This window comes from Sphingobium sp. YR768, from assembly GCF_900111125.1.
Taxonomy (GTDB): domain Bacteria; phylum Pseudomonadota; class Alphaproteobacteria; order Sphingomonadales; family Sphingomonadaceae; genus Sphingobium.
Map to the genome: position 1 here is coordinate 282,804 of NZ_FOGE01000001.1, position 14,439 is coordinate 297,242.

Below are 14,439 nucleotides of genomic sequence, written 5' to 3' on the forward strand. Positions count from 1 at the left end.
TGTCTGTAGTAGCCCCTGCTTTTGATCCGCCCGCCGTCACAACACAATGACCTGAAACGTAAAAAGGGCCACAAACGAAAAGGGGGCGCGGCCATCACGGCCACGCCCCCATTTTTCGCCTGTCCTGCGCCTTATGCGCCGGCCGGGGTCGGATCGCCGAACGGCCCCTTGCGCTTGCGCGTGCGGGGGATGGAGGAGCCTGCCGCCGGGATCACCGAAGGCTTGATCGTGGTGCCGTCGTCGCGGGTGATCTCGCCCTTGTCGAGCAGGGTCTTGATCTCTTCGCCGCTCAGCGTCTCATATTCCAGCATGGCGTTGGCGAGCAGGTGCAACTGGTCCTCATGGCCCTTGAGCAATTCCTGCGCGCGGGCATAGCCCTGCTCCACCAGAGCGCGGATTTCGGCATCGATCAGCTTGGCCGTCTCATCCGACATATGGACGCGCTGGCTCTGCGAATAGCCAAGGAAAGTCTCGCCCTGCTGCTCTTCATATTGCAGCGGACCCAGCTTGTCGGACATGCCCCACTGGGTCACCATGTCGCGCGCCAGTTTGGTGGCGTACTGGATGTCGCCCGAAGCGCCGCTCGACACCTTGTCGTATCCGAAGATGATTTCCTCGGCCACGCGGCCACCCATGGCGACGGCCATGTTCGCGTGCATCTTGTCGCGATGATAGCTGTAGCTGTCCCGTTCCGGCAGGCGCATCACCATGCCCAGCGCACGGCCGCGCGGGATTATCGTCGCCTTGTGGATCGGGTCGGACGCCGGCTCATGGACCGACACGATGGCATGGCCCGCCTCATGATAGGCGGTCATTTTCTTCTCGTCGTCGGTCATGACCATGGAGCGGCGTTCCGCGCCCATCATTACCTTGTCCTTGGCCGATTCAAACTCGTCCATCGCGACCAGCCGCTTGCCACGCCGGGCGGCGGTGAGCGCCGCTTCGTTGACGAGGTTGGCGAGGTCCGCGCCGGAAAAGCCCGGCGTGCCGCGCGCAATGGTGCGCGGATTGACGTCCGGCGCCAGCGGCACCTTCTTCATATGGACGGCCAGAATCTTCTCGCGACCCTCGATGTCGGGACGGGGCACCACGACCTGACGGTCGAAGCGACCCGGACGCAGCAGTGCGGGGTCCAGCACGTCGGGGCGGTTGGTGGCGGCAACGATGATGATGCCTTCATTGGCCTCGAAGCCGTCCATTTCGACCAGCAGCTGGTTCAGCGTCTGCTCGCGCTCGTCATTGCCATTGCCCAGGCCCGCGCCACGATGGCGGCCGACCGCATCGATTTCGTCGATGAAGACGATGCAGGGCGCGTTCTTCTTGGCCTGTTCGAACATGTCGCGCACGCGGCTTGCGCCCACGCCCACGAACATTTCGACAAAGTCGGAACCGGAGATGGTGAAGAAGGGCACGCCCGCCTCCCCCGCGATGGCGCGGGCCAGCAGCGTCTTGCCGGTGCCGGGCGAACCGACCAGCAGAGCGCCCTTGGGGATCTTGCCGCCCAGACGCGCGAACTTGCTCGGGTCCTTCAGGAACTCGACGATTTCCTGCAATTCCTCGCGTGCTTCGTCGATGCCGGCAACGTCATCGAACGTCACCTTGCCATGCTTTTCGGTCAGCAGCTTGGCCTTGGACTTGCCAAAACCCATCGCGCCGCCCGCGCCGCCGCCCTTCTGCATCTGGCGCAGCACGAAGAAGGCGATGCCCAGGATCAGCAGGAACGGCAGCGACTGGAACAGCAGATATTGCCAGAAGCTGGGCTGCTCTTCGGCCTGACCGCTATATTTGACATTATAGTCGTCCAGCATCTTGGTCAGGCCCGGATCATTGACCGGGATGGTGGTGAATTTCTGTCCGCTAGTGAGCGTGCCGCTGATCTTGTCGGCGGCGATGGCCACGTCCTTGACCTGGCCTTCCTGCACCTTCGAACGGAATTCGGAATAAGCGACGCCCGAGCCGGCCGTGGAAGCCGTGCGGGTTTCGAACAGCGATACGAACAACAACAGGGCGACGATCACGCCAGCCCAGATCATCGCACTTTTCATCCAGGGATTGCCCTGCGGGTCTTTCTCGTCGTTCATCATCACTCTCTTTCGCCAGCCAAGATAGGGCACGCCCGCAAAATCGCAAGCGAAGGCGGCGATATGTGTATGTTTAGGGCCCTCAGGCCCCGAGCAACCCGCTCAGCCCGACATAGCCCAGCGCCAGCGCCAGTCCCGCCGACAGGCCGCACAGCAGATAGCCCATATAAAGCAGCAGCGGCGGATGCGGCTTCGCCAGCTTCCTGTTCCGCTGCGCTGCTGAAAGAATGACGCTGGCCAGCAAGCCATAGGTCAGCGCTGCAAATTCCACCATGGTCCGATATTCCCCGTAAATTATGCAGGCCGATTAACCATAAGGCGGGTTAAGAAAATATCATTGCAGCGCAGCAAAGCGGCGAATCGTGGGAGTTCAGCGGCCGCCCGTGGAACCTTTCCGTAACGATATTTTGGCGTGCGTTCGTCAGCGACGTGGAGGCGCGGCGCGCAAGGTCCAATGCACCCCGCCCTTCAACAGCCAGTCACCCAGACTCGCCTGTCGCCCCGCCATCGCTTCGGCCATCGCCCGGTCCAGGCTGTCGCCGCGTGGCGACGGCGCCTTCGCCAGCGTCAGCATATGCAGAACCAACCGACGCAGATATTCGCGCGGCAGGTCGGTGCGATCCAGTCGCCATTCCGCGCCTTCCGCCCGGACGTGATCGGCCGCCAGCGTGGCGACGGTCCAGTCGAGCGCCGCCTCCGCCTCCGCCAGTGCGGCCGCGCTGCGGGCCGCCGCCTCCGGATCGAGCCAGTGCGCATCCGCCAGCGCAAGGCGCATCGCCGCCCGGTCGAAACGGGGATCGGCATTGGACGGATCATGGACATGCGGCAGGCCTTCCGCCGCCGCCAGCGCCTGAAGCATCGGCTTGCGCATGCCCAATAGTGGCCGGACCACCCGCCCGGAACGGCCGCGCACCCCCGCCAGCCCACCGACCCCTGCGCCCCGGTTGAGCCGCATCAGCAGGGTTTCGATCTGATCATCGGCATGATGCGCGGTCATGATCCAGTCGATGCCGCGATCAGCGCGCCAGGCCTCGATCACCCGATAGCGCATCGTCCGTGCCCAGGCCTGAACATTGCCCTCCAGCGGCGCGTCGGGGATCAGCGTGGCGTGATCGATCCCGTGGCCCGCGCACCAGCGCGCGACCATCGCCGCTTCTTGCGCAGACTCCTTGCGCAACTGATGATCCACAGTGACGGCCGCGACCCGCTCCGGAAAGGCCTGCACCGCGAGGAAAAGCAACGCCATGCTGTCCGGCCCGCCCGACACGGCCACGCCAAAGCGCGCCGCCGGATCATGTCCGACCAGCGCCTGCGTCGCCGCGATCAGCCGCGCCTTCAGCGCCGCGCTATCCTTGCTTAGCTGCACTTCGCCTTGACGCGGCCCTTGTCCATCATGCCGCGCAGGCTGGAGGACAGATTGTCGCCATAGACCTGCTCCAGTTCCTCATAGACCTTGCAGGCGTCGGTCGGCTTCTTGAGCTGGATCAGGGCTTCGCCCAGATAGGTCAGGCTGTCGGGCGCACGTTCGCCGCGCGGGCGCTTCTGGTAATTTTCATAGAAGGCGACCGAGGCGAGCGCCGGCTTGCCATCGTCCAAATAGGCGCGACCCAGCAGATTCTGCGCCTTGCTGGCCACCGAACTGCTGCCATATTTGTCGACCGTCGCCTTCAACTGAGCCTGCGCTTCAGGGTAGAATTTCGCGTCCCACAGACGGAAGCCATAATTATAGGCGTCGCTGGCCGCATCCGATGTGCTGGGCCGTTCGATCGCGGCGACGGCCGCCTTGCGTTCGTCGCTGGCCGGGGCGGGCGCTGCCGGCTTGGGCGCGGCGGGCTTCGCGGCCGTCGGCTTGGCGGCAACAGGCGCTGCGGCGGGATCGACGGCGACGGGCGCGGACACGCTGGGCCGGGGTGCGGTTTCAGCCTGGGCCAAACGCGCGTCGGTATCCGCCTTGTAGCGGTTGAAGGACTCTTCAAGCTGACGCAGCTTGTAGCTATTTTCTTCCGTCTGCCCGGTAATGGCGGCCAGTTGCGATTCCAGCGCCCCGACCCGTGCGGTCAGGTCCGAAATCGGCGTGCCCGACGGCGTACCCGGCATCACGGTCGGCGCGGCGGGGCGCGTAATCTCCGCCTCCAGCGGCGTACCGGCCGGGAATACCTTGCGCTGTACGGCGCGCATTTCCTTTTCCAGCCGGTCCACCCGACCTTCGACAGATGACTGTGCGATGGCCGGTGAGGCGACCGCCATCAGGACGGCCGTTGTGGCAAAAAGGGCGTTACGCATGATGATCCCCGACTAACTTTGTCGCCTTAACCATAAGGCGTAATTTTCCGCGGTAAAGCGCGACGTGTGGCGGGTTCAACCGGCGGTCGGCTGAACGCTGCCCGCCCCGGCTCCGCCCGGTGCAGGCGCAACCGGCGCAGCCTGCGGCACCGGACTGTTCAGCGTGGGCGTACCGGTGGCGGGCGACCGGCGCGGAGCCGGGCGCGATGCCGGTGCAGCGGGTTCGGGCGCCGCCGCCGGAGCGGTCCCCCGCGCCAGCAGCGCTTCGGCGTTTACCGGCACATCGGCGATGGTGCGGTCTGCCGCGCCCAGCGGCGGGATCGGCTTGCCACCGACCGTCACGGACAGCGCCTGCGGACGGCCGGTCAGGATCATCGGCCCTTTTGCGGCGGGCGGCAGGGTGAAGCTCTCGCCCTTCTTCATCAGCCCGTCCTTCAGCCGTTCGCCCGCTTCGTCATAGATGCGCAGCCACACATCATCGACAGCGGTGAAGACGACCGGCTGGGCAGCTGCCGGAACCGGCGCGGCGCCGGTGGGACGCGCGGCAGCGGGCGCCGCCTGTTCCTGTGCGATTTCCTCGCCGGTCGGCGGCGTCAGCAACTGGGTGCGCCAGATGGTGTAGCCTGCGATCAGCAGCACGACGATCGCCGCCACCACCCAGGCCAGCCGACGCGGCGGCACACGCGCCGGATCGACCGGCTCGAAAGCCTCATACCGATTGGCCCCGATATCGCTGGCATGGACGCCATGACGCACCTCGGCGGCGATCGCCACCTCGTCCAGATCGACGGCGCGCGCATAAGCACGCGCAAAACCAACGGCATAGGGAATGCCCGGCAGCGCGGCATAATCGTCCCGCTCCACCGCCTCCAGCTGGCGCTGCGCGATCCGGGTACGGGTCGCGACATCCTGAATCGAAAGACCCTGCGCTTCCCGCGCCGCACGCAACTTTGCGCCCGGCGTAGTGAGCTGCGCTTCCGGCACGCTATCCGCGCCGGTATCCAGTTGATTTTCTTCTGCCATGCTGCTCCGCGACCTTTTGGGCTGCGCCTTGTCTCACTGTGGGACGGGCCTTGTCAACGCCGCGTCCCGGCAATTCAGCTCAGTTCGATATTCCGCTCGACAGCCCATTGGGTCAGGGGCGTGCGGATATCCGTCACCCCGCCGTCCAGCCATTCGCGCATCATATCCTGCAATTGCTGCGCGTCGATCGCTCGGATCATCGCCTTGACCGGCCCTACCGACGCCGGCGTGATCGACAGGCGACGGATGCCAAGGCCGATCAGCGCCATCGCCTCCAGCGTGCGCCCGCCCATTTCGCCGCAGACACCGACGGGCACCTGATGCGCCACGCACGCCTTCACCACCCGGTCGAGGAACCGCAGGATCGCGATGCTCAGCCAGTCATAGCGTTCGGCCAGCTTGGGATGCGCCCGGTCGGCGGCGAACAGGAACTGGGTCAGGTCATTGGTGCCGATCGACAGGAAATCGACGCGCGGCAACAATATGTCCAGCACCTCGGCCAATGCCGGCACTTCCAGCATCGCGCCATATTTGACCGCGATCGGCAGCTTCTTCTTCTGCGACTGCAACCATTCGCGCTGATGCTCCACCAGCGCGCGCGCCTGTTCATATTCCCATGGCTCCGACACCATCGGGAACATGATGTTCAGCACCTTGCCCGCGCTACCCTCCAGCAACGCGCGCGCCTGCACCTTCATCAGCGCGTCGCGATCCAGCGCCAGCCGCAGCGCGCGCCAGCCCATCGCCGGATTATCCTCCAGCTCCTCGTCGCCATCCCGCGTCATATAGGGCAGCGCCTTGTCGCCGCCGATATCGACCGTGCGGAAGATCACCGGGCGGTCGCCTGCCGCGTCCAGCACATCCTTGTACAGGCGCTGCTGCTTTTCCCGCTGCGGCAGGGTGGCCGACACCAGAAACTGGAATTCGGTGCGGAACAGGCCGATGCCGTCGGCGCCAACGATATCCAGCGCCTGCGCATCCTCGCGCAGGCCCGCATTGACCATCAGTTCCACCCGCTGCCCATCGGTCGTGACCGAAGGCAGATCGCGCATCGCGGCAAATTCGGCCCGACGCTTCTGGGTTACGTGCAATTTGCTCTCAAACGCCTCGTCCATGTCGGCGCTAGGACGGATCAAAAGCGTGTTTTCCGCGACATCCATCAAAATAAGGTCGCCCTCATTCAGCTGATGCCGCACATCGCGCACCCGGCCCAGCACCGGCACGCCCATGGCGCGCGCGACGATGGTGACATGGGCCGTCAGCGACCCCTCCTCCAATATGACACCCCGCAGCCGCCGCCGGTCATATTCCAGCAGTTCCGCCGGCCCCAGATTTCGCGCGATCAGGATGGCGTCCTGCCGCAATCCCATCGTCGCCGCCGTACCCAGTTGCCCGGACACGATGCGGAGCAGGCGGTTCGCCATATCCTCCAGATCGTGCATCCGGTCCTGCAACAGCGCGTCGTCAATCTGCCGCATCCGCATCCGGGTGCGTTGCTGCACATGCTCGATCGCCGCCTCGGCGGTCAGTCCGCTGTCGATTGCCTCGTTGATCCGACGTATCCAGCCTTCGTCATAGGCGAACATCTTGTAGGTTTCGAGCACCTCCTGATGCTCGCCCTCGGTGCCGAACTCGGCCGCGCCGGTCATCCGGTCGATCTGCTCGCGCATCTTGGCAAAGGCGGAAATGACGCGCGCCCGTTCCGCCTCCGTATCCTCGGCCACCGTATGCTCGACATGGATGCGCGGCTGATGGAACACCGCATGGCCTCGCGCCATGCCCATCACCAGTTGCAGGCCGTGCAGCATCGTCGTGCTGGTGTCGGCCACGCGCGAATCCGCCGGGCCGTCATCGGCCAGCTCGGCATGGGCGATCAGTTCGGACAGCACCATGGCGACCGTCTGCAACGCCTCAATCTCGACCTCTTCATATTTGCGCGGATCAGCATGCTGCACGCACAACACGCCGATGGCGCGTTCCCGCCGCACGATCGGCACGCCCGCGAAACTGTGGAACAGTTCCTCCCCGGTTTCAGGGCGATAGGAAAAGTCGGGATGCGCCGCTGCCTCGTCCAGGTTCATCACCTCGACATTGGTAGCGATCAGGCCGACCAGCCCTTCCCCCATCGCCATGCGGGTGACATGCACCGCTTCCTGCTTCAGCCCGCGCGTCGCGAACAGCTCCAGCACGCCCTCGCGCACCAGATAGATGGAGCAGACCTCGCTCGACAGCGATTCGCCGATAATCTCCACCACCTTGTTCAGTTTCGCCTGCGCGCTGGTGCGCGCGGCCATCACTTCCTGAAGGCGGACGAGGATCTGACGGGCGGCGGCGGCGGGGGAGCTTGGCATATTTGTTGCGCTATCAGATTGATGCGCCCACTTCCAAGGCGTTTCCTATTATCCGCGCCGCAATATTGTTGAGCAGAGCTTATTTGCATGGCGGGAACAATCTGTACAATCGTTCAACGGAACGAACGGGCCTCCATCGGCCCGGCAGGGAGAAATGGGACATGGCCACGCAACTCGACTCCGATTTTAAACAGGATCTCGCCGAACGGGGCTATTCGCGCCGTCAGATGGCGAAGGCCGCCGCCCTGCTGGGCGCAGCCGCCGCGACCATCCGCGTCACCGGCGCCGCCGCGCAGCAGGCGGCCAAGGCTGTCGCCGGGGCTGTGCGCATCGGCGCCAATGAATGCTGGACCGGCCCCTTCCCCGTCGCTGCCGAAGCTGCCTTCAAACTGGTGAAGGAAGGCAATCGCTACGAACCGGACAATGAGCATCAGAAGCTGTTCGACGCCGTCGCTTCGGTCGAGGGGATTCCCGCCGATCGCGTCGTCGCCTGGCCCGGTTCGTCCGATCCGCTGAGCCGCGTCGCCGTCGCCTATGCCTCCCCCACGCGCGGCATCGTCACCGCCGATCCGACCTATGAAGCCATCTGGCGCACTGCCGACTGGCTGGGCGCGAAGGTGACGAAGGTGCCGCTGACCAGCGATTACGCCCATGATGTGAAGGCGATGTTGGCAGCCGATCCCAATGCCGGCGTCTATTATATCTGTTCGCCCAATAACCCGACCGGCACCGTCACGCCGGTCGCCGACATCGAATGGCTGGCCAATAACAAGCCCAAGGACGCGATCCTGGTCGTCGACGAAGCCTATATCCACTGGGTCGACGGCCCCAATGCCGCCAAGCTCGCCGCCACCCGCGACGACGTGCTGATCCTGCGCACTTTCTCGAAACTGTTCGGCATGGCCGGCATGCGCCTCGGCCTGACCTTCGGCGCGCCCAGCTTGCTGGAAAAGATGATGCGCTATGACGGCGGACAGGTGACCGGCATGCTGCCGATGACCGCCGTCGCCTGCGGCACCGCCTCCGTCACGCAGGCCGCACTGATCAAGGCCCGCCGCGCCGAAATGAACGCCGCCCGCGAAAAGGCGGTCAGCCATCTGACGACCAAGGGGATCAAGGTCATCCCCGGCAGCCAAGCGAACATGTTCATGATCGACTGGGGCAAGCCCGCCAAGCCGATGCTGGACGCGCTGCTGGCGCAGAATGTCCAGATCGGTCGCAGCTGGCCGATCTGGCCCAATGTCTCGCGCGTGTCCGTCGGATCGATGAAGGAAATGGAGGCGTTCAACGCCGCCATCGACAAGGTGTGGAAGGCCTGATGTCTTTGCGGGATGCGCCGGAAGAGGCGCGGGCCGGTGCCGTAAAATTTTCCGCAGGAAAATAAAAAACAACGGGCGGCGCATTGCGGAAATGCGCCGCCCTTTCGTCTTCCCCCATGTGATTTGAACCGATTTTCAGACGGGGACGGAAGACATGACCATGATGCTGAACAAGGATGCTCAGGAAGACCTGATCGAGCGCGGCTATTCGCGCCGTCAGTTGGGCGAAGTCGCCGCGCTGCTGGGCGCCGGCGTTGCCGCCAGCTCGCTGCTGGGTGGCGCTGCCATGGCGCAGCAGCAGGCTGCACGCGGCGTCAAGGGTGCGGTGCGCATCGGCTCCAACGAATGCTGGACCGGCCCCTTCCCCTCGGGCGTGCAGGCCGCCGCCGAAGCCGCTTCGTTCGGCAACTGGTACGACCCGGACAACTATAAGGGCGACCTAATCACCACCGTCGCCGCCGTCGAAGGCATCCCCGAAGCGCAGGTCATGCCCTGGCCGGGTTCGGGCGGCCCGCTGGTCAGCATCGTCGCGGCCTATTGCTCGCCCACCAAGGGCCTGGTCACTGCCGACCCGACCTTCGAATCCGCCTGGCGCACCGCCGATTACATGAAGGCACCCATTGCCAAGGCGCCCCAAGCGATCGGCAAGGGTCATGACGTGAAGGCGATGCTGGCCGCCAACCCGAACGCCGGCCTCTATTATATCTGCACGCCGAACAACCCGACCGGCACCATCACGCCGCTGGCCGACATCAAGTGGCTGCTGGACAACAAGCCGGCCGACGCCATGCTGCTGGTCGACGAAGCCTATATCCACTTCTCCGAAGCCCCCAGCGCCGCTTCGCTGATCGGCAACCGCAAGGACATCATTGTCATGCGGACCTTCTCGAAGCTGTTCGGCATGGCCGGCGTCCGCCTCGGCCTGACCTTCGCCGATCCCGAAGTGCAGAAGCGCATCTCGCTGTTCGGCCCCTCGGCCGGCGGCCTGGCGATCACCGCCATGCATTGCGGCAATGCGGTCTACAAGGAAGCCGCTCTCATCAAGGCGCGCCGCAATGAAATGATCGGCAACCGCGACGAAACCATCGCATGGCTGGCCAAGAAGGGCCTGGAAGTCCATCCCGGCAGCCAGGCGAACATGTTCATGGTCGACTGGAAGAAGCCGGCCAAGGAGATGCAGGCCGCGCTGATGGCCACCCCGGAAAAGGTGCAGATCGGCCGCAACTGGCCCATCTGGCCCAACGTCTCGCGCGTGACCGTCGGTTCCGCCGACGACATGGCCAAGTTCCGCGCCGCCGTGGACAAGGTCTACAAGGCGTAAAACGTCTCTCACTGTCACGAAGGAAGGGCGTCCGGGCAACCGGGCGCCCTTTTTATTGGCTATCGGCCCACGGCACCGATCTCGACACTCTTCGAGCCGCCCTAGCCGGAGATGAGTTTACCTTGATCCGTTCGTTTCGAGCGAAGTCGAGAAACGCTCGCACTGCGCTCGAAACGAGCGGAGGTGATTGGACAGACCTGATGCCAACTCGCTCTAAAAGCCGTTCAGGCTGTCGGGCAGCGTCTCGGTCGGCGGCGTGCCATAGCCATTATTAGCCGCCTTCGCCGCGCCCAGCCGATTGAGCGCGTCCGCCGTCCCGGCCCGGATACGCTGGATGCGATCGTCCGTCATCACACTGTCGTCCGACAGCAGCCGTGCCGACGCTTGCAGACTGTCGGCGCTCGTCACCTGACGAAAATAGAAATCCGGCGGGAATCCACGTTCGGATGCGGCATTCTCGATCAGCGCGGCGGCCCAGTCGAACCCGATGCATTGGTCGAAATCGCGGGCCATATGCGACACAGCCAGCCGGTTGTGGCAGTCGCGGCTGTAATCGGCCGCGCCGGTCATTCCAGTTGCGGTATAGACGCGATCAAATTCGCTGACCGCCGTCTGGAGATCGGCATCGTCCAGTGCCGGGATGACCGATGCGGCCGGCGTTTCCATGCCCATGGGCGGCTGCGCAGATGCGTCATAGGCAGGCGCATCGTTGATCGGCTCCGGCGTATCATAGGCGGTCGCCGCCGCATCGGGCCGGTCCATATGGTCGATCGCGTAGACGATCACCATCCCCACAACCCAGAATAGCAGCAGATAGACGACCGGCTTGCGCAGGCGGCGGAGCAGCCGGCCGACATGCCACCAGCCATTCTGCCCGCCCGTCTTGCGCCCGGCACTGGCGGTCCGGGCGACATGCGGCGTCGGCCGGGCCGAGGGGCGGGCGCCCGGATCGAACACCTCCTCATATTCGCCCTCGATAATGCCGTCATCTTCGACCGGGCGCCGGCGCGCCCGCCGTGCCATGTTGAGCGGAATGATCGCCATCAGCGACGCGATCACCAGTCCGGCGATCGCGGGCAACAGGAAGGCCAGCCCCGGTGCGACGAACAGCAGTGCGAAGAACCAGTGCCATCCCCAGACATTCTTGGCGCACAGGAAGGCCGCAATGGTCAGCGGCAGGGTGAAGCGGAAATAGAGGCACAGGCCGATGATGAACAGGGCGCCCAGCACGCCCAGATATGTTTCCAACCCCTGCAGGGATGCGACGACCTGCGCCACGGCATAAAGCGCGATGAATATCCCCGGCATCGATCCCCCTGACGCTTGTCCTGCCCCGCATGCAGCGGGCCTGCCCTCATCTGCGGCCAGCCCGCCATAGCCGCCGATAATCACGATTTCCTAAATTTATCCATGGCTTTCGCGAAATAGGGCAATGGAATTCACACGGTTGATATCAGCCCCGTCGCCCGCGCCCGCAGCACCGCGATCATCTCCCGCCCCAATTCGGCCAGCGCGCCCTCTCCTTCCCGCGCATAGAGCGCCACTTGCATCGGCGCGACCGCGCCCAGATCGAAACGCCGTGCCAGCCCTGCCTCGCTCACTCCCGCCAGCGGCAGCAACGACACGCCCACCCCCGCCGCCACGGCCGCGACCACGCTCTGTAAGCTGCTGCCGGAAAAGGCGACGAACCAGCGCCGCCCCTCCCGCTCCAGTTGCGCGAACATCTCTTCGCGATACAGGCCGCCCGCCGGGAAACAGACCAGCGGCAGCGCCTCTTCCGCCATCGCCTCCGCGCCAGCCGCGGCGAACCAGCCCAGCGGTTCGGCAAAAGCCGCGCGACAATCCGGTCCGGCGACAGCCTCCTTCACGATGACGATATCGAACTCCCCCTGCCGGTATCGCGCGGCCAGATCGCGGCTCAAGCCCGTGGTCGCGTCCAGCCGGACATGCCGGTGCGCCCGCGCAAAGGCGGCAAAGGCCTGCGCCATTGCGCCCGTCGCCAGATCCTCCGGCAGGCCGATCGAGATCGCCGCCGTCCCCGCCGGATCGCGCAGCAACAGCGCGGCGTCTTCACTCAGCAGCAGGATGCGCCGGGCATGACCGATCAGCCGCTCGCCCATCGCCGTCAGCCCCACCGGCCGCGCCGACCGGTCGACCAGCGCATGCCCCGCCATTTCCTCCAGCCGGGCCAGTTGCTGGCTGATGGTCGACTGGGTCATGTTCAGCCGCTCGGCCGCGCGGGTGAAATTGCCGCTGTCGGCGATGGCGACAAAGGCGCGCAGCAGGCGGGGATCGAACATGGCAGCCATTATCAATCCGAATGATAATCATTCCAACATCTAATTTGCGCATGATCATGCATCCCTTATGATCGCGCCTTTCCCACGGAGCGCGCGCCGACGATGAAGAGACTGCTGGCCACCACCCTGCCCCTGATCGCGCTCATCGCTGCCCCTGCGCGCGCCGCGCCGCAGCAGGGCGACATGATGATCCGCCATGTCTCGGTCATCGATGTCGAACATGGCCGCGCCAATGCCGATCAGGCCGTCGTCCTGCGCGGCGCGGATATCGTCGCGGTCGGCCCGGACAAGGCGATAGCCAAGGCGTGGCGGGCAACCGGCGCGATCGAGGGCAAGGGCCGCTTCCTCATCCCCGCACTATGGGACATGCACGTCCATTTCGGCGGCGGCCGGGACCTGATCGAGGAGAATAAGGCGCTCCTCCCCCTCTATGTCGCCCATGGCATCACCACCATCCGCGACTGTTCCGGCGACCTGCCCGACAATGTCCTGCAATGGCGCCACGACATCGCCAGCGGCAGCCTGTTCGGCCCGCGCCTGCTCACCTCCGGCGCGAAGATCGAGGGGATCGCCCCTGTCTGGAAGGGCACGATCGAAGTCGGCAGCAAGGCCGATGTGGACGCCGCCATCACCCGGCTGCAACAGCGCGACCATGTCGACTTCGTGAAGATCACAGACAGCACGTTGAAGCCCGACCTGTTCCTCTATGCCGTATCACAGGCGAAGGCGCATGGCCTGCGCAGTTCGGGCCATATCCCGATGGCGCTGACCGTCGGGCAGGCGGTGGATGCGGGCATCAGTTCGATCGAGCATCTCGACTATGCCTATAAGGCGGGCGTGAAGGATGAGGCCGCCATTGCCGCCGATTTCGCCGCCGGCCGCATCGACCGGGCGGAAGCCAATCGCCGCCTCGACAGCGGTTTCGACAGCGACACCGCCATGGCCGCCTATCGCAATTTCGCCGCGAAAAATGTGTTCGTCACGCCGACGCTCAACGGCAGCCGCATCCTGACCTATCTCGATCGCGATGCCCATGCGAACGATCCCTATCTCGCCTATATCGGGCCGAAGCTGCGCAAGACCTATGACTGGCGCATCCAGCGCGCCGCAGGGGCCGACGCCGCCGCCATCGCCGCGCGCCACGATCATTTCGAACGCATGGCCGCCATATTGCCGCTGCTGCAACAGGCTGGCGTCACGATCATCGCCGGCACCGACGCAGGCTTCCTCAACAGCTTCAACTATCCCGGCATCGGCCTGCATGACGAATTGTCGCTGTTCGTGAAGGAGGGGCTCACCCCGGCCCAGGCGCTCTCCGCCGCCACCCGCGCCGGCCCCGCCTGGTTCGGCCAGCTCGACCGCTATGGCAGCGTGGAGGCGGGCAAGGCCGCCGACCTCGTCCTGCTCGACCGTAATCCGTTGCAGGATATCGAGGCCACCCGCGCCATCGCCACCGTCGTCATGCGCGGCAAAAGCTATGACCGCGCCGCGCTGGACGTCATGCTGGCCGACACGAAGGCCAAGGTCGCGAACTGGAACAAGACGCCCTGAAACGCTGCCGTTTCGCGTCGTCCAGCACTGCGCCATGATTTGAACCGTGACGTTCGGTTCCCCGGCGCAGGCCGGGGTCCAGTGCCACGCAAGGGGCTGGACCCCGGCCTGCGCCGGGGAACGCCAGATATGTGTCGATGTCTGCGCACAATGCCATTGTCCGCGCCAAGCAAAATGCTATCCCTTCGATTGCATCAATTTCCACCATGC

Annotated in this window: 11 protein-coding genes; 3 read left to right on the top strand and 8 right to left on the bottom strand. The window is 65.0% G+C overall.

The window, feature by feature from the left end:
- Positions 1-131: 131 nt before the first annotated feature.
- The 6 genes from ftsH to ptsP all read right to left on the bottom strand — a co-directional run bounded on the left by ftsH (position 132) and on the right by ptsP (position 7,738).
- The gene (ftsH, locus tag BMX92_RS01350) at positions 132-2,081 is read right to left on the bottom strand and encodes an ATP-dependent zinc metalloprotease FtsH (protein WP_093011293.1); all 1,950 of its coding nucleotides are present in this window, start codon (positions 2,079-2,081) and stop codon (positions 132-134) included.
- 82 nt (positions 2,082-2,163) lie between these two features.
- Positions 2,164-2,355, bottom strand: a complete 192-nt coding sequence (locus tag BMX92_RS01355; protein ID WP_093010696.1) for a hypothetical protein — start codon at positions 2,353-2,355, stop codon at positions 2,164-2,166.
- Between the two features lie 147 nt (positions 2,356-2,502).
- A complete protein-coding gene (tilS, locus tag BMX92_RS01360) occupies positions 2,503-3,447 on the bottom strand; it encodes a tRNA lysidine(34) synthetase TilS (protein ID WP_093010698.1) in 945 nt (314 codons plus the stop codon).
- Positions 3,438-4,364: a YbgF trimerization domain-containing protein gene (locus BMX92_RS01365; protein ID WP_093010700.1), complete on the bottom strand. Its 927-nt coding sequence runs from the start codon at positions 4,362-4,364 to the stop codon at positions 3,438-3,440. Before BMX92_RS01365 ends, tilS begins: the two co-directional genes overlap by 10 nt.
- Positions 4,365-4,439: 75 nt before the next feature.
- Entirely contained in the window at positions 4,440-5,387 is a 948-nt protein-coding gene (locus BMX92_RS01370) for a helix-turn-helix domain-containing protein (RefSeq protein WP_093010702.1), read from the bottom strand.
- 74 nt (positions 5,388-5,461) lie between these two features.
- Complete coding sequence (gene ptsP, locus BMX92_RS01375) at positions 5,462-7,738, bottom strand: phosphoenolpyruvate--protein phosphotransferase (protein ID WP_093010704.1); 2,277 nt, start codon at positions 7,736-7,738, stop codon at positions 5,462-5,464.
- A 161-nt stretch (positions 7,739-7,899) separates the two neighbouring features.
- On the opposite strand from ptsP, the gene BMX92_RS01380 reads away from it, so the two are divergent.
- A complete protein-coding gene (locus tag BMX92_RS01380; RefSeq protein WP_093010706.1) occupies positions 7,900-9,057 on the top strand; it encodes a pyridoxal phosphate-dependent aminotransferase in 1,158 nt (385 codons plus the stop codon).
- A 154-nt stretch (positions 9,058-9,211) separates the two neighbouring features.
- The gene (locus tag BMX92_RS01385; protein ID WP_093010708.1) at positions 9,212-10,378 is read left to right on the top strand and encodes a pyridoxal phosphate-dependent aminotransferase; all 1,167 of its coding nucleotides are present in this window, start codon (positions 9,212-9,214) and stop codon (positions 10,376-10,378) included.
- Between the two features lie 213 nt (positions 10,379-10,591).
- Here BMX92_RS01385 and BMX92_RS01390 read toward each other — a convergent pair whose 3' ends face one another.
- Both BMX92_RS01390 and BMX92_RS01395 read right to left on the bottom strand, forming a co-directional pair.
- A complete protein-coding gene (locus BMX92_RS01390; protein ID WP_093010710.1) occupies positions 10,592-11,686 on the bottom strand; it encodes a hypothetical protein in 1,095 nt (364 codons plus the stop codon).
- Positions 11,687-11,817: 131 nt separating this feature from the next.
- On the bottom strand, positions 11,818-12,687 hold the full coding sequence (locus tag BMX92_RS01395) for a LysR family transcriptional regulator (RefSeq protein ID WP_256213237.1): 870 nt from the start codon (positions 12,685-12,687) through the stop codon (positions 11,818-11,820).
- A 93-nt stretch (positions 12,688-12,780) separates the two neighbouring features.
- Here BMX92_RS01395 and BMX92_RS01400 point away from each other — a divergent pair, with 93 nt between their 5' ends.
- Positions 12,781-14,229: an amidohydrolase family protein gene (locus BMX92_RS01400; RefSeq protein WP_093010712.1), complete on the top strand. Its 1,449-nt coding sequence runs from the start codon at positions 12,781-12,783 to the stop codon at positions 14,227-14,229.
- Positions 14,230-14,439: the final 210 nt, after the last annotated feature.